Source organism: Ruegeria sp. YTSC192, assembly GCF_059609705.1.
The window spans coordinates 16,992-31,860 of record NZ_JBXWMG010000018.1 but is presented as its reverse complement, the minus strand read 5'-3'; the positions used below and the strand labels follow the sequence as shown (position 1 = coordinate 31,860).

The window sequence follows — 14,869 nt, the reverse complement described above, 5'->3', positions numbered from 1 at the left end:
CGTCTCAACCGTCTCTCCGGCCCGTCCCACCGTCTCTCCAGTGCGTCTCCAGCGCCTCAGCAGCGCCGGTGAAGGGGTATTTACGGATTAGGTCTGGGACCTGCAACCCCCATTTTGCAAAAACTTCAAATTTCTCGGTAGAAATCTCTGCACCTTAACAAAAACAATAGGTTAGCTTAACTTTTCCTACGGTTTCCCTGCCCAGGCTCGCACTGAAACCCTGGCAAGAACTGCGAATGATCGGAATCGTACCCAATGCTGGGTATGCAATCAGCTTCAACCATTAAGAACGCCGCCCGAGTCTCCTCGGACGGCGTGGCTTTCGTGAGTGGTAGTGGTGATTAGGTCAGATCAAAACGATCCGCGTTCATCACCTTGTTCCAGGCCGACACAAAGTCACAGACGAATTTGCCCTCGGCATCTGCCTGACCATAGACCTCGGCCAAAGCCCGCAATTGCGAGTTCGAACCGAAGACCAGATCGACACGGGTGCCCGTCCACTTGACCTCACCGCTGGCGCGGTCGCGGCCTTCATAGACGCCTTTACCCGATGGCTTCCATTCTGTGGTCATGTCCAGAATGTTGGTGAAGAAGTCGTTGCTCAACACCCCGACGCGATCTGTGAACACACCGTGCTTGCTGTCACCGAAATTCGCGCCCAAAACGCGCAGACCACCCACAAGGGCCGTCATCTCGGGGGCAGACAGCGTCAGCAGCTGCGCCCGGTCTACCAGCAGCTCTTCTGGCGAGACGGTATAGTCGGCCTTCTGGTAATTGCGGAAACCATCTGCAATGGGCTCCATAACAGCAAAGCTGTCCACATCGGTCTGCTCTTGCGACGCGTCCGCCCGGCCCGGGGTGAACGGAACCTCAACATCCTGACCGCCTTCTTTGGCCGCCTGTTCGATACCGACGGCACCGGCCAGAACGATCACATCGGCCAAGGACACTTTCTTGCCGCCCGATTGAGCGTCGTTGAACGCGGCCTGAACGCCTTCCAACGCGCCCAGCGCCTTGGACAGCTTCATAGGTTCATTGACGTCCCAGTCTTTCTGAGGCGCAAGACGGATGCGAGCACCATTTGCACCGCCACGCTTGTCCGACCCACGGTAAGTCGAAGCCGAGGCCCAAGCGGTCGAAACCAATTCGGACACAGACAGGCCAGTGGCCGCGATCTTGGCTTTCAGGTCGGCCACATCCGCATCATCCACCAGATCGTGATCGACCGCAGGGACGTTGTCTTGCCAGATCAGCTCTTCAGACGGGGCTTCTTCACCAATGTAGGCCGAACGCGGACCCATGTCGCGGTGGGTCAGCTTGAACCATGCGCGCGCGAAGGCATCGGCGAACTCTTCCGGGTTCTCGTGGAAGCGTTTCGAGATCGGGCCATAGATCGGATCCATGCGCATCGCCATATCGGCGGTTGTCATCATGGTTTTGACCTTCTTCGACGGATCATGCGCCTGCGGGGCCATGTCCTCTTCTTTGACGCCGATCGGCTCCCAGATCCACGCGCCCGAAGGGCTTTTGGTCAGGTTCCACTCATACCCGAACAGCAGGTCGAAAAAGCCATTGTCCCACTGGATCGGATTCGCGGTCCACGCGCCCTCGATCCCCGATGTGGTGGTGTCGTCACCCTTGCCCGAGCCAAACTTGTTAATCCAGCCAAAGCCCATCTCTTCGATCGCGGCGGCCTCAGGCTCGGGGCCGACCAGATCGGGATCGCCTGCGCCATGTGCCTTACCAAAGGTGTGGCCACCAGCGACCAGAGCAACGGTTTCCTCGTCATTCATCGCCATCCGGGCGAAGGTGTCGCGGATGTCGCGGCCCGAGGCCAGCACGTTCGGCTCGCCATCCGGACCTTCGGGATTCACATAGATAAGGCCCATCTGCACAGCGGCCAGTGGGTTTTCCAGATCACGCTCGCCGGAATAGCGGCTATGTGGGTTGTCGGTCGGAGCAAGCCAGTCCGTCTCAGCGCCCCAATAGATGTCTTCTTCGGGGGCCCAGATATCCTCACGGCCACCGGCGAAACCGAAGGTCTTGCCGCCCATGGATTCAATAGCGCAGTTGCCCGCCAGGATCATCAGGTCGGCCCACGAGATCTGGTTGCCGTATTTCTGCTTGATCGGCCACAACAGGCGACGCGCCTTATCGAGGTTACCGTTGTCCGGCCAGCTGTTCAGCGGCGCAAACCGCTGGTTCCCGGTCGAGGCACCGCCGCGCCCATCGGCCGTCCGGTATGTACCGGCGCTGTGCCAGGCCATACGGATGAACAGACCGCCATAGTGACCGTAGTCCGCCGGCCACCAATCCTGTGAATCTGTCATCAGCGCATAAAGGTCTTCTTTCAGCGCCTTCATGTCGAGCTTCTTGAACTCTTCCGCGTAATTGAAATCCGCGCCCATCGGGTTCGATGCCGGGCCATGCTGATGCAGGATCGAAAGCTTCAGCTGGTTGGGCCACCAATCACGGTTCGACCGCGTGCCAGCACCATGCATCACAGGGCATCCACCTGTTTTGGGGTTATCACTTCCGTCCATATCGTTCTCCAATCCTGGCTCAGGTCTTGCGGCTCAGCGCGGTATTAACTGTAACGAACAAGATTACAGAAAGATGTAGCCCTGATGGATTTCAAAGGTCGCCCGCCGAAATTGGCGCAGCCCCCAGCCATCAGAGCGACTCTGCGCCCTTGTATCGAGGGAAATCTAGCAAACCAGAGACATAGAGATAAGTTTTGTTTTCTCATAATAACAATAACTAAAACCTATGATATGCGGATCCTCCGACCCGTAACCTTGGGTCACAACGCCCTCAGGCAGATTGTCTTCTTTCCTGTTCGCTTTCAGTCTGGTCCGAACACGCGGCCAAAGAGCCTGAGCAGGACATAAGGACGGTAGGATGGAGTTTGACTATGTGATCGTCGGCGGAGGCTCGGCAGGGTCGGTTCTGGCCGGACGCCTGAGCGAGGACCCAAACATCAGCGTCTGCCTGCTTGAGGCCGGTGGCCCCGGAAAACATATCGCCATCCGCATGCCCGCTGCAGTGGTATCGACCCTGCCCGGACGCCCCAGAATCAGCAATTGGGCATTTGAGACGGTCCCGCAACCCGGCCTGAACGGGCGGAAAGGATATCAGCCGCGCGGCAAGGCCTTGGGAGGCTCCAGCGCGATCAATGCCATGCTCTATATACGTGGGCAGCGGCAGGACTATGACGGTTGGGCTGATCTGGGCTGCGCTGGTTGGGATTGGGACAGCGTTCTGCCGTACTTCAAACGCTCGGAAAACAACGAACGGGGCGCAGATGACCTGCACGGCGATAGCGGCCCCCTGCAGGTGTCAGATCAGAAAGAGCCGCGCCCAATCACCCATGCCTTCATCGATGCCGCCAGCCAGATGCAGCACCGCCGCGTCGAGGATTTCAATCGCGGCGATAACGAGGGCGTCGGCCTCTATCAGGTGACGCAATTCCACGACACTGCCCGCAACGGGGAAAGGTGTTCAGCCGCAGCGGCCTATGTGCATCCGGTCATGGATCGTCCGAACCTGACCGTCATTACCCATGCCCATGCCAAAGAGCTGACCTTCGACGGCAAACGCGCAACCGGAGTGATCTACAAGAAGAGAGCAAAAGGCGCGGATATATCGGTCTCGGCCAGACGAGAGGTGTTGATCTGTGCGGGCGCGCTGCAATCGCCGCAGCTGTTGCAACTGTCAGGCATCGGCGACGGGGAAGAGTTGCGGCAACACGGAATCGCAGTCCGTCATGACCTGCCCGGCGTTGGCAAGAACCTGCAGGATCATCTGGATTTCATTCTGGCCTACAAAACCAAGGATACCGACAATTTCGGCATCGGCCTGACGGCAGGCATGCGCCTGATGGGGCACCTGTTGCGCTGGCGCAAAACCGGGTCGTCCATGGCATCAACGCCCTTTGCCGAAGGGGCCGCGTTCCTGAAGACCTCTCCTGAACTGGACCGTCCCGACATTCAGCTCCATTTCGCCATTGCGCTGGTCGATGATCACGCCCGCAAGCTGCACTATGGCCATGGCTACAGTTGCCATATCTGCAAACTAAGGCCCGAAAGCCGCGGCACCGTTGGCCTTCACAGCGCCAACCCCTTCGCCGCGCCCGCCATTGATCCCAACTTTCTGTCCGATGATCGCGATCTGCAAACCATGATCAAAGGTGCGCGGATGATGCGCGATATCATGCAGGCCCCCGCCCTTGCCCCTTACCGGCACAAAGAGATGTTCGGGACTGAAAGTGCCGAAACCGACGCGGATTGGGAACGCCATATCCGCGCCCGCGCCGATACGATCTATCACCCTGTCGGCACCTGCAAGATGGGGTTGGATGAGATGGCCGTGGTCGACCCAGAGCTAAAGGTTCACGGAATCCAAGGGTTGCGCGTCGTCGATGCCTCGATCATGCCAACGCTGATCTCGGGCAACACCAATGCGCCCACGATCATGATCGCCGAGAAAGCGGCTGACGTGATCAAGGCTGCTCAGTGACCTTCATCAGGGCCTCAAGCCCAACGCGGTAGTTGGGATAGAGCAGCTTGACCCCAAGCTCATCCTTGATCCGGTTGTTTCGAACCCGCTTGTTCTCGCTGTAGAAACTGCGCGCCATCGGCGTCATTTCGGCCTCTTCGAACGGAACGGCGGGCGGTAGTGGCAGGCCCTGCAACTCGGCCGCGTAGCCGATCACATCCTGTGGCGGCACGGGTTCATCGTCGCAGACGTTATAAACAGCGCCGGGGTTCGGGGCCGTCATCGAGGCTGCCAGAACCTGCGCGATATCTTCTACATGGATGCGCGAGAACACCTGACCCGCCTTGATGATCCGCCGCGTCCCACCGCCCTTGAGCTTGGAGAACGGCCCGCGACCGGGGCCGTAGATGCCAGCCAGCCGGAAGATATGGATCGGCAGGTTTGGAATGGCCGACCATTGCTCCTCGGCCTGCAAACGCCAGCGCCCGCGCTTGGCTGTTGGCGCGGGTGGCGTGGTCTCATCCACCCAGTTGCCCTGATGGTCGCCATAGATCGCCGTGGTCGACAGATATCCTACCCATTTGAACTGTCCTGCCCGGGCGGCGATCTCGGCGCCCAGCGCCGCCAGAACCGGATCGCCATCCTCTTTCGGTGCAGTTGAGATCAGCAGATGCGAGACCCCGTCCAGATCCGGCACCTCTCCGGGCCAGATCAGCGGCGCGGCGCCCGAGGCGCGAATGGCGTCAGTACCCTCGGCATCCCGTGTGGTGCCGACAACGCGCCAGCCCTCGGGCGTCAGGCGGCGTGACAGGGCCTGGGCAGAATATCCATGGCCAAAGGAAAACAGTGTATTTGTCATACCCTCTAGATGATCCGAGCAGACCGGGGATGCAAGCACCACGTCTACACACTTGATTCGAATCTCGCGATGCGCCTTTCTTTTAGACATGAGCCAGAAAACTCCAGACCTGCACGCAGCCTATGCGCTGACTTCGCCGGACGACAACAAGCGCCTCTATGCCGAATGGGCGGGCGATTATGATGACGGTTTTGCCGCGCGCGAGGACTATCAGTTGCATATCCACACCGCCCGCGCCTTTGTACGCGCCGGAGGGCAAGGCCCGGTGCTGGATGTCGGTGCAGGCACCGGTCTTTGTGGCGCTGTTTTGGCCAGTCTTGGGGTTGGGCCGATCGACGCCACGGATATCAGCGCCGAAATGCTGGATCAGGCCATGCGCAAGGACACTTATCGCGACGCGATCGAGGCCGACCTGACCCAAGGCATCCCTGTGCCCCGCCACAGCTATTCGGGTATCGTATCCTCTGGCACCTTCACCCATGGCCATCTGGGCCCCGAGGTTCTGCCCGCCTTGCTGCGCGTCGCGCGCCCAGGCGCGCAATTTGCCATCTCGATCAACGCAAAACACTATGAGGAGCTCGGCTTTGCCGGCGCCCTCAGGCAGCTTGAGCAGGGCCAGATCATCAACCTTTCCCTGCCCGAGGTCCGCATCTACGGAGACCTCGCCGCTGGTCCGAACAAGGACGACACGGCCTATGTCGCCTTGTTCGAGAGGACCTGATCAGGTCTTCGACCTAAAACACTAGGTATACATCTGTTTCTTGAACGCCCGCGTGCGCGTCGTCGCCTCGGCCGAGCCGTCATGGTAAGTGCCGAACCACTTGTCGAACGGGATTTCCGATGTGCCATAGTTGCACTCGAAATAACGATGATGCAGCTGATGGAAGAAATCGCCAGCCCGTGCGGCATCGGTTTCTTTCGCCCTCAGCTTTTCGAAACCGGAATGAGACAGAACCGGGCTGATCTGCTGGAAGTAGGTATGGAACAGCAGGTGCAACGGGTGCGATGGGATGATCAGGTGGATGAAATAGGTCGTGAAGTAGAGGATGTTCTCATACCAATGGTTTGAGATACCCGACCAGGGCCCGATATTGACATTGCGGTGATGCACCGCGTGGACGTGTTTATAGAGCTTCGGGTGATGCTCCAGACGATGAACCCAATAGAAATGCAGGCCTGACCACATCGGGATCAGCAACATCCAAAGAACAAACCAAACCGGCGCGCTGGCCCATGTCACGGTCGGCACATATCCATTGGCCATCGCCCAAAAGATCACCCACTGATAGACGGTCGCCACTGTCATCGCGCTGCCCAAGGTCCACCAAATGTTGTCGAGGACCTGATTGCGAAAGGTGAAGTTGCCGTTGTCCCGGGTCAGATCACGGCGATCGAACTTTTTGTACATGCCCTGCCCTTTGCGCATGTAAAGCCACCAATGCAGACCGCCCGCGACCAGAATTTGCGGCATCATGTTCAGCAGCCAAATCCGGAACATCCAACCCGCCGAGAAGCTCTTCATCGCGTCCAATCCGGGGAAGAACAGGGCATAGGCAATCACGGCGAGTGTCATGCACAGGGTCAACGAGGTGATCTGCAACCACGCCCCGCCATACCATTTCACGACTGCCGCCGGGCGAGGCGGCCAGCTGAACAGCGGGTTCAAACCCACCGGTCCCTCGGGGTGATAGTTCCAGCGGGCAGCTTCCGGATCCTGAGCGGTGTCGGTCATGGCTGTTACTTCTGTCTGTTGGGTCAGGTCGCGTAGTCCGAGCCTTCGGAGTCGAGCAGGGCTTTGATCTCACGCAGATGCGCCTGGGCTTGATCGGGGTAGTCATCCAGCTCTTGCGCGGTCTTCTCGGCGATCTCATCGGATAGGACGCGCAACGGTTGGCCCGTTTGCAGCGCACGGATGTAGGTTTCGGCGGCGCGCTCGAAATAATAGAGTCTATTAAAGGCATCTGCCGGGTCGCTGCCGATGATCAGAACTCCGTGGTTGCCCATGATCATGACCTTCTTCTTCGGGTCCGACAGCATTGAGGCGCAGCGTTCCCCCTCACTTTCAAAAGCCAGACCGCCGAATTCCTCATCAATCACATAGCGGTTGTAGAAGGTGGCTGTGTTCTGGTCGATGGGGGGCATGTTGCTGTCCGCCAGCGATGCCAGCACGGTCGCAAAGATCGAATGCACATGCATGACGCACCGCGCATGCGGGCAATGGCGATGGATCGACCCGTGAAGCCCCCACGCCGTGGGGTCCGGCGCGCCGGGTTGGCGCATGACATCCGGATCATTGGCATCCAAAAGCAACAGGTCCGAGGCGCGGATACGCCCGAAATACATCTGATTGGGGTTCATCAGGAACTGCGTGCCGTCCTCGTTCACTGCAAGGCTGAAGTGATTGGCAACGGCCTCATGCAAGTTCAGACGTTCGGTCCAGCGGAACGTCGCGGCCATGTCCACGCGTTCGGACCAATGGTCGATATTTGGGCGAAGATTGGCGACACTCATGGGAACGCTCCTTAGGGCAATTGGTTTGACCAAAGCCTGCCTTGGGTCCTTGAGTTTGACCAACGAAAAAAACACGACTATCCCATTAGCAAAACTTATGGCGAGGTTATGCAGATGCAGAATTCCCTGCCTCCTCTGGGCTGGCTACGCACATTCGAGGCGGCGGCACGCCATTTGTCTTTCACAGGCGCAGCCCGTGATCTGAACATGACGCAAAGCGCTGTAAGCCAGCAGATCAAGTCGCTTGAGGGGCATCTGGGCCAACCCTTGTTCCTGCGACGCCCCAAGGCGCTGGAACTGACCGAGGCCGGAATCACTTACCTGCCCGTCGTGCGAGAGGCATTTCGCACGCTGGTGCGTGGCACACAGGCCGTAACGGGTGCGCAGCAAAACGCGGTTCAGGTTCAGTGCAACATCACCTTTGCCGTGAATTGGCTGGCCCCGCGCCTGCCAGCCTTTCGGGCCGAGCATCCAGATGTGCAATTGAACATCTTCACAGAACTCTGGGAGCCGCAGGAAATGGCCGAAGGCGCTGCGGTCGAGATTCGCTTTTCCCTCAGGCCCGCCGATACGGTCCGGGCAGAATTGCTGCGGCGTGAACACTACTATCCTGTCTGCGCGCCCGGTTTCAGTGTGGACTTGGAGACGTTGCAGGAAAAGCCTCTGTATGATTGCTCAAACCTGCTTTCGAATTGGACCAGTTGGGCGGATGATCAGGCCCTAACATGGGGCAAACCGAACATAACATACGCCACGACCTATCTGGTTTGCTTGTCAGCGGCGATGGCCGGAGGTGGCTTGTGCCTTGCGCATGACACGATCGCGGACCGGCTGATTGAGCAGGGCTTGCTGGTGGCCCCTTTTGAACATCGCGCAGAGATGCCCGAGGCGTATTATTTGCTGCTTTCCCCTCAGGCCGAGGAAACGCCTGGCGCGGTGGCCTTTGCCAATTGGATCCGGCGCGAGATCGGGTGAGGGAACCTCTCCCGCCCATCGGCGAGGCCCCTTGCGGGGCAGCTTCTCTGGTTGGGCCGGGCAGCGCTGGCGCGCTGCGGTCGGGATTTGTGATGATTTCATGATACGGAATTACCGGGGTTGCACCTGACAACACATTCAGGAAAGTTGAACCATGGAATACACACCCTTCCCAAGCTGGCCCGATGTCGCCCCCCGTTTGATCGCCGTTGCCGCAGGTCGCGAACCCGCAGATATGGTGATCCGCGGTGGTATCTGGGTCAATGTCCACAGCCGAGAGCTGCTGCCCGATCACTCCGTCGCTATCGCCGAGGGGCGGATTGCGTTTGTCGGGCCTGACGCCAGCCACTGCATCGGTCCCGACACACAGATCGTCGACGCAAACGGGCGCTATATTCTACCCGGCCTGTGCGACGCGCATATGCACATCGAATCGGGGATGCTGACTCCGGCTGAATTCGCGCGGGCCGTGATCCCGCATGGCACGACCTCGATGTTCACCGACCCGCATGAGATCGCAAATGTGCTGGGCCTAGACGGCGTGCGCATGATGCATGACGAGGCGATGATGCAACCGGTGAATATCTTCACTCAGATGCCCTCCTGCGCGCCATCGGCGCCGGGGTTGGAGACCACCGGCTATGAGATCTCGCCCGAGGATGTGGCACAGGCGATGAGCTGGCCGGGCATCATCGGGCTGGGTGAGATGATGAATTTCCCCGGTGTGATCAACGGTGATCCGAAGATGTTGGCCGAGATTGCTGCCACTCAACGGGCCGGGAAAACCGTCGGCGGACACTATGCTTCGCCTGATTTAGGGTCTGAATTTGCCGCTTATGTGGCTGGCGGCCCGGCGGATGATCACGAAGGCACCTGTGAGGCCGATGCGATTGCGCGGGTACGGCAGGGGATGCGATCGATGATGCGGCTGGGGTCTGCCTGGTACGATGTGGAGACCCAGATCACGGCAGTCACTGAGAAAGGTCTGGACCCGCGCAACTTCATTCTGTGTACCGATGACTGCCACTCGGGCACTTTGGTCAATGAAGGCCATATGAACCGCGTGGTGCGCCATGCTATTGCCTGTGGGTGCGAGCCTCTGGTCGCGTTGCAAATGGCCACGATCAACACCGCCACGCATTTCGGGCTGGAGCGCGAGATCGGCTCGGTCACGCCAGGGCGGCGCGCGGATATCATCCTCAGCTCGAATTTGACCGATTTGCCGATCGAGACGGTCATTGCGCGCGGGCAGGTGGTCGCTGAGAACGGAGCCATTTCCGTCGAATGCCCGCATCTGAACTGGCCGGACAACGCGCGCAATACGGTGCATCTGGGGCATGAGCTGACGGCAAGCGACTTTGAAATCCAGGCCCCCGCTGGCGCGAACCGGGTACAGGCCAATGTCATCGGTGTTGTGGAAAATCAGGCTCCGACCAAGGCCCTCAAGGCCGAATTGCCGATCATCGGCGGGTTGGTCGAGGGGGAGGGCGAGGTCTGTCAAATCGCGCTGGTGGAACGCCATCGCGCCACCGGCGGGGTCACGAACGCTTTCGTCTCAGGCTTTGGGTATCAGGGCAAAATGGCCATGGCCTCGACCGTGGCCCATGACAGCCACCATATGATCGTCGTCGGCACCGACCGCAAACAGATGGCGCTGGCCGCCAATCGTCTGGCCGAGGTCGGTGGTGGTATTACCCTGTTCCGGGACGGTCAGGAACTGGCGCTGGTGGAACTGCCCATCGCTGGCCTGATGTCCGACAGCCCTGCTGCCGAGGTCGCGGCCAAAGCCGAAAAGATGGTCGAGGCGATGGAGGCCTGCGGCTGTCAACTGAACAACGCCTATATGCAACACTCTCTGCTGGCCCTCGTCGTGATCCCGGAATTGCGAATCTCGGACCTTGGGCTGGTGGATGTCCGTACGTTTGAAAAGATAGACCTTCTGGAACCCCTGGCATGACAACAATAAAAACACCTGACACACCTGCTGCGGAAGACTTCACCGACCCCGAGGCCGCCGTCGCGCGGCTTGAACTTCTCTACAATCAAGCCACGGATTTCCTGTGCGAGGGCTTTTCAGCAGCCATGCAGAATAGGGCCCCTTCGGCCCGTATTAGAGCCTATTACCCGGAAATTCGCATCAAGACCTCAAGCTACGCGCAGGTCGATAGCCGCCTGAGTTTCGGGCATGTCTCGGAACCCGGCATCCATGCAACCACCGTGACGCGGCCTGACCTGTTCCGCTCGTACCTGACGCAGCAGATCGCGTTGCTGATCAAGAACCATGACCAACCGGTAACCATCGGAGCGTCAGACACGCCGATCCCGGTTCATTTTGCCGTCGCCAACAACCCGGATCTGGTAGTGCCGCATCAAGGCGCCGCAGGATTTACCCTGCGCGATGTGTTCGACGTACCCGACCTGACAACAACCAATGACGATATCGTCAATGGCGTGCATGATCACACCGAGGTCGGGCCGCTTGCCTTGTTCACCGCCCAGCGCGTCGATTATTCTCTGGCGCGGCTGGCGCACTATACCGCGACCGACGCGGGGCATTTCCAGAACCACGTTCTGTTCACAAACTACCAGTTCTATGTATCCGAGTTCGAGAATTACGCGCGTGAACAACTCGCCGATCCCGACAGCGGGTACACCAGCTTTGTTTCGACCGGGAATGTCGAGATCACCGAGGCAGATGCAGCGCTGGAGCAGCCAATGAAGCTGCCGCAGATGCCGACCTATCACCTGAAACGGGCGGATGGGTCCGGCATTACGCTGGTCAATATCGGCGTCGGACCGTCGAACGCCAAAACCGCCACCGACCATATCGCGGTACTACGCCCGCATGCCTGGTTGATGGTCGGGCATTGCGCCGGTCTGCGCAATACGCAAGCCCTGGGCGACTTCGTACTGGCCCATGCCTATCTGCGCGAAGACAAGGTTCTGGACGATGACTTACCCGTCTGGGTCCCCATCCCACCGCTGGCCGAGGTTCAGGTGGCGCTGGAACGCGCCGTGGCCGAGGTCACGGAACTTGAGGGGTATGAGCTGAAGCGTATCATGCGGACAGGAACCGTTGCCTCGGTCGATAACCGCAATTGGGAGTTGCGCGATCAATCCGGTCCGGTGCAACGGCTCAGCCAGTCCCGTGCGATTGCGCTGGATATGGAAAGCGCCACGATTGCTGCAAATGGCTACAGATTCAGGGTTCCCTATGGGACTTTGCTGTGCGTTTCAGACAAACCGCTGCATGGTGAATTGAAGCTTCCCGGCATGGCGTCGTCCTTCTATACCACTCAGGTCAGCCGCCATCTGGCGATCGGAATAAAGGCGATGGAGCATCTGCGCGGCATGCCGTTGGAACGCTTGCACAGCCGGAAATTGCGTTCATTTGACGAAACAGCCTTCCTCTGACGCAAAAAAGCAACGTTTTCCCCATATTTTTAGGGTTCTCCGCGCTACTATTCGTTGTGTTCGCCCACAATATCCCGTTAGAGTTACGCGGTGAGGCCCTATAGATCGGGCACGTTAAGGAGACCAAGAAATGGCAAAGCCTATGACAAAGACTCAGCTGGTGGCTGCTCTCGCTGAGGAAATGGGAACCGACAAGAAATCCGCGAACGCGGCGCTGGAGGCTGTGACCGGCCTGATCACCCGCGAAGTTTCGGCCGGTGGCGCAGTAACCCTGCCGGGCGTCGGCAAAATCTACTGCCGCGAACGCCCCGAGCGTCAGGTTCGCAACCCGGCCACAGGTGAGACCTTCACCAAAGAAGCCGACAAGGTTGTGAAGATGACCATCGCAAAAGCTCTGAAAGACAGCGTGAACGGCTAAGCCGCGACGTCTTGTCGACAGAATGCGGGGCTGCCGGAAGGTGGCCCCTTTTTCTTGCCGGGCGACCCGTTTAAGAAAAGTCGCACAGCACGCCCAAGGAGGTGGAAATGGATCTGCGCGCCATCGCAATGGGGCTGACCTTTGCCCTGATCTGGTCGTCGGCCTTTACGTCGGCGCGGATCATCGTTGCGGATGCGTCGCCTCTGTTTTCGCTGGCGCTGCGGTTTCTGATTTCCGGCATCATTGGCGTCGCAATTGCGCGGGCCATGGGCCAATCCTGGAACCTCACACGTGAGCAATGGCGTGCGACCATTCTGTTCGGAATCTGCCAAAATGCCCTTTATTTGGGTCTGAATTTCTATGCGATGCAAACACTCGAGGCCTCGGTCGCGGCGATCATCGCATCCACCATGCCGCTGCTGGTCGCACTGGCGGGCTGGGCCTTTCTGGGTGAGCGTTTGCGCCCCTTGGGAATTGCCGGACTATTGGCGGGATTTGTTGGCGTTGCCCTGATCATGAGCAATCGGATCGGCGCTGGTGTCGATCTGTTCGGAGTGGCCTTGTGTGGAATCGCCGCCCTCGCCCTGACCTTCGCGACCCTTTCCGTGCGCGGGGCCACGTCTGGCGGCAATTTCATGATGGTAGTCGGCTTGCAGATGTTCGTAGGTGCCGGGATTCTGTTTGTCGCGGCCCCGATCTTCGAAACGATCTACATTCACCTGACCGTGCCGTTGGTTCTTGCGTTCAGCTACACAACCTTGTTCCCTGGCCTTCTGGCGACGCTGATCTGGTTCATGCTGCTCAACCGGATCGGGGCGACGCGCGCGGCGACGTTCCACTTCCTCAACCCTGTCTTCGGCGTCGCGATTGCCGCTGTTCTGTTGGGTGAGAAGTTGGGGCCGCTGGATGCGCTGGGTGTTTTGATCACCACTTTGGGCATTCTGGCCGTGCAATTGTCACGTCAGCCCGGTCAGAGCAACAGCGCCTCAAACTAACGGGTCAGTCGGCAATGTCGGCCTGACGCCTGAACCAGCCGATCAACAAAAGAACGCTCAGCGGTAACAAACGAAACATGGCTAAACCTCCTCGGGACGGAAGATACGGTAAAGACTGTTTTCCGGATCAACCGCACATGCGCGCGAGGGGTTTGAAATATGATTTTGATTTCCGGGAAATTATGCCCACATAGTGGTCAACCATTCAACCAAATCGGAGGAGCCATGTCCCGCTACACCAAGGACCCCGCGGTCGTTGCCGCTCTGTCCCCTGAGGAGTTCCACGTCACTCAGCGCAGCGGCACGGAACGCCCCGGAACCGGCAAGCACCTGGGCAACAAAGAACCCGGCATCTATGTGGACATCGTATCGGGCGAGCCGCTATTCGCCTCGACCCATAAATACGAATCCGGCTGCGGCTGGCCCAGTTTCACAAAGCCAATCATCCATGAGCATGTGGAAGAGTTTCGCGACGCCACCCATGGTATGATCCGCACCGAGGTCCGCTCAAAACATGGCGACAGCCATCTGGGCCACGTCTTCCCGGACGGCCCGCGCGAACATGGTGGGCTGCGCTATTGCATCAACTCTGCCGCCCTGCGGTTCATCCATCGCGACGAGATGGAAGACGAAGGTTACGGCGAATATCTGACCCATGTGGAGGACATCTGATGAGTATCGAACGCGCTGTTCTGGCCGGTGGCTGCTTTTGGGGCATGCAGGACCTGATCCGAAAACTGCCCGGCGTGTCCCGCACACGCGTCGGCTATACTGGCGGCGACGTGCCGAACGCCACCTATCGCAACCACGGCACCCATGCCGAAGGGATTGAGATCTTCTTTGATCCCTCTCAGATCACCTATCGCGATCTGCTGGAGTTCTTCTTTCAAATCCACGACCCGACGACACCGAATCGTCAAGGCAATGACCGTGGTATGAGCTATCGCTCAGCCATCTACTATCTGGACGATGCGCAAAAACAGGTGGCTCTGGACACAATCGCGGATGTGAACGCCAGCGGATTGTGGCCCGGCAAGGTCGTCACCGAACTGGAACCCGTGGGTGATTTCTGGGACGCAGAGCCCGAGCATCAGGATTATCTGGAACGCATCCCCAACGGCTACACCTGCCACTTCCCGCGCCCCGATTGGGTCCTGCCCAAACGCGACGCGGCTGAATAAAGCTTGGCCCCCTTCGGGC

The 14,869-nt window shown here is 59.0% G+C and carries 13 protein-coding genes; 9 read left to right on the top strand and 4 right to left on the bottom strand.

All coding sequences use genetic code 11. The features are described 5' to 3' along the window. Nucleotides 1-341: 341 nt before the first annotated feature. Nucleotides 342-2,543 (bottom strand): catalase/peroxidase HPI, encoded by a 2,202-nt coding sequence (katG, locus tag AC2FD8_RS19305; protein ID WP_496874332.1) that lies wholly within the window; start codon nucleotides 2,541-2,543, stop codon nucleotides 342-344. Between the two features lie 358 nt (nucleotides 2,544-2,901). Between katG and AC2FD8_RS19300 the strand changes: the two genes are divergently transcribed. Further along, nucleotides 2,902-4,518: a GMC family oxidoreductase gene (locus AC2FD8_RS19300; protein WP_496858804.1), complete on the top strand. Its 1,617-nt coding sequence runs from the start codon at nucleotides 2,902-2,904 to the stop codon at nucleotides 4,516-4,518. Here the strand turns inward: AC2FD8_RS19300 and AC2FD8_RS19295 are convergent. Further along, the gene (locus AC2FD8_RS19295; RefSeq protein ID WP_496858806.1) at nucleotides 4,502-5,356 is read right to left on the bottom strand and encodes an SDR family oxidoreductase; all 855 of its coding nucleotides are present in this window, start codon (nucleotides 5,354-5,356) and stop codon (nucleotides 4,502-4,504) included. The genes AC2FD8_RS19300 and AC2FD8_RS19295 overlap by 17 nt on opposite strands. A gap of 88 nt (nucleotides 5,357-5,444) precedes the next feature. Between AC2FD8_RS19295 and AC2FD8_RS19290 the strand changes: the two genes are divergently transcribed. Further along, on the top strand, nucleotides 5,445-6,077 hold the full coding sequence (locus AC2FD8_RS19290; RefSeq protein ID WP_496858808.1) for a class I SAM-dependent DNA methyltransferase: 633 nt from the start codon (nucleotides 5,445-5,447) through the stop codon (nucleotides 6,075-6,077). A 21-nt stretch (nucleotides 6,078-6,098) separates the two neighbouring features. Here the strand turns inward: AC2FD8_RS19290 and AC2FD8_RS19285 are convergent, their stop codons facing one another. Both AC2FD8_RS19285 and AC2FD8_RS19280 read right to left on the bottom strand, forming a co-directional pair. After that, entirely contained in the window at nucleotides 6,099-7,088 is a 990-nt protein-coding gene (locus tag AC2FD8_RS19285) for a sterol desaturase family protein (RefSeq protein WP_496858810.1), read from the bottom strand. 23 nt (nucleotides 7,089-7,111) lie between these two features. Next, complete coding sequence (locus tag AC2FD8_RS19280; RefSeq protein WP_496858812.1) at nucleotides 7,112-7,867, bottom strand: class II aldolase and adducin N-terminal domain-containing protein; 756 nt, start codon at nucleotides 7,865-7,867, stop codon at nucleotides 7,112-7,114. Between the two features lie 114 nt (nucleotides 7,868-7,981). Between AC2FD8_RS19280 and AC2FD8_RS19275 the strand changes: the two genes are divergently transcribed. The 7 genes from AC2FD8_RS19275 (at nucleotide 7,982) to msrA (ending at nucleotide 14,850) form a co-directional block, all read left to right on the top strand. Further along, nucleotides 7,982-8,842 (top strand): LysR family transcriptional regulator, encoded by an 861-nt coding sequence (locus AC2FD8_RS19275; protein WP_496858813.1) that lies wholly within the window; start codon nucleotides 7,982-7,984, stop codon nucleotides 8,840-8,842. 154 nt (nucleotides 8,843-8,996) lie between these two features. Next, nucleotides 8,997-10,799 (top strand): adenine deaminase, encoded by a 1,803-nt coding sequence (ade, locus tag AC2FD8_RS19270; protein ID WP_496858815.1) that lies wholly within the window; start codon nucleotides 8,997-8,999, stop codon nucleotides 10,797-10,799. Beyond that, entirely contained in the window at nucleotides 10,796-12,256 is a 1,461-nt protein-coding gene (locus AC2FD8_RS19265) for an AMP nucleosidase (protein ID WP_496858817.1), read from the top strand. Before ade ends, AC2FD8_RS19265 begins: the two co-directional genes overlap by 4 nt. Before the next feature lie 130 nt (nucleotides 12,257-12,386). Further along, nucleotides 12,387-12,674 (top strand): HU family DNA-binding protein, encoded by a 288-nt coding sequence (locus tag AC2FD8_RS19260; RefSeq protein WP_050605937.1) that lies wholly within the window; start codon nucleotides 12,387-12,389, stop codon nucleotides 12,672-12,674. Between the two features lie 107 nt (nucleotides 12,675-12,781). Beyond that, a complete protein-coding gene (locus AC2FD8_RS19255; RefSeq protein WP_496858819.1) occupies nucleotides 12,782-13,669 on the top strand; it encodes a DMT family transporter in 888 nt (295 codons plus the stop codon). A 225-nt stretch (nucleotides 13,670-13,894) separates the two neighbouring features. Next, nucleotides 13,895-14,341 carry a peptide-methionine (R)-S-oxide reductase MsrB gene (gene msrB / locus AC2FD8_RS19250; protein WP_496858821.1) on the top strand — a complete coding sequence of 149 codons (447 nt, stop codon included), beginning with the start codon at nucleotides 13,895-13,897 and terminating at the stop codon, nucleotides 14,339-14,341. Then, on the top strand, nucleotides 14,341-14,850 hold the full coding sequence (gene msrA, locus AC2FD8_RS19245) for a peptide-methionine (S)-S-oxide reductase MsrA (RefSeq protein WP_496858823.1): 510 nt from the start codon (nucleotides 14,341-14,343) through the stop codon (nucleotides 14,848-14,850). Before msrB ends, msrA begins: the two co-directional genes overlap by 1 nt. The last annotated feature ends 19 nt before the right edge of the window (nucleotides 14,851-14,869 follow it).

Bases quoted from the DNA above. Each gene is read 5' to 3' on its own strand.
- katG (WP_496874332.1), bottom strand. From the start codon at position 2,543: ATGGACGGAAGTGATAACCCCAAAACAGGTGGATGCCCTGTGATGCAT.
- AC2FD8_RS19300 (WP_496858804.1), top strand. From the start codon at position 2,902: ATGGAGTTTGACTATGTGATCGTCGGCGGAGGCTCGGCAGGGTCGGTT.
- AC2FD8_RS19295 (WP_496858806.1), bottom strand. From the start codon at position 5,356: ATGACAAATACACTGTTTTCCTTTGGCCATGGATATTCTGCCCAGGCC.
- AC2FD8_RS19290 (WP_496858808.1), top strand. From the start codon at position 5,445: ATGAGCCAGAAAACTCCAGACCTGCACGCAGCCTATGCGCTGACTTCG.
- AC2FD8_RS19285 (WP_496858810.1), bottom strand. From the start codon at position 7,088: ATGACCGACACCGCTCAGGATCCGGAAGCTGCCCGCTGGAACTATCAC.
- AC2FD8_RS19280 (WP_496858812.1), bottom strand. From the start codon at position 7,867: ATGAGTGTCGCCAATCTTCGCCCAAATATCGACCATTGGTCCGAACGC.
- AC2FD8_RS19275 (WP_496858813.1), top strand. From the start codon at position 7,982: ATGCAGAATTCCCTGCCTCCTCTGGGCTGGCTACGCACATTCGAGGCG.
- ade (WP_496858815.1), top strand. From the start codon at position 8,997: ATGGAATACACACCCTTCCCAAGCTGGCCCGATGTCGCCCCCCGTTTG.
- AC2FD8_RS19265 (WP_496858817.1), top strand. From the start codon at position 10,796: ATGACAACAATAAAAACACCTGACACACCTGCTGCGGAAGACTTCACC.
- AC2FD8_RS19260 (WP_050605937.1), top strand. From the start codon at position 12,387: ATGGCAAAGCCTATGACAAAGACTCAGCTGGTGGCTGCTCTCGCTGAG.
- AC2FD8_RS19255 (WP_496858819.1), top strand. From the start codon at position 12,782: ATGGATCTGCGCGCCATCGCAATGGGGCTGACCTTTGCCCTGATCTGG.
- msrB (WP_496858821.1), top strand. From the start codon at position 13,895: ATGTCCCGCTACACCAAGGACCCCGCGGTCGTTGCCGCTCTGTCCCCT.
- msrA (WP_496858823.1), top strand. From the start codon at position 14,341: ATGAGTATCGAACGCGCTGTTCTGGCCGGTGGCTGCTTTTGGGGCATG.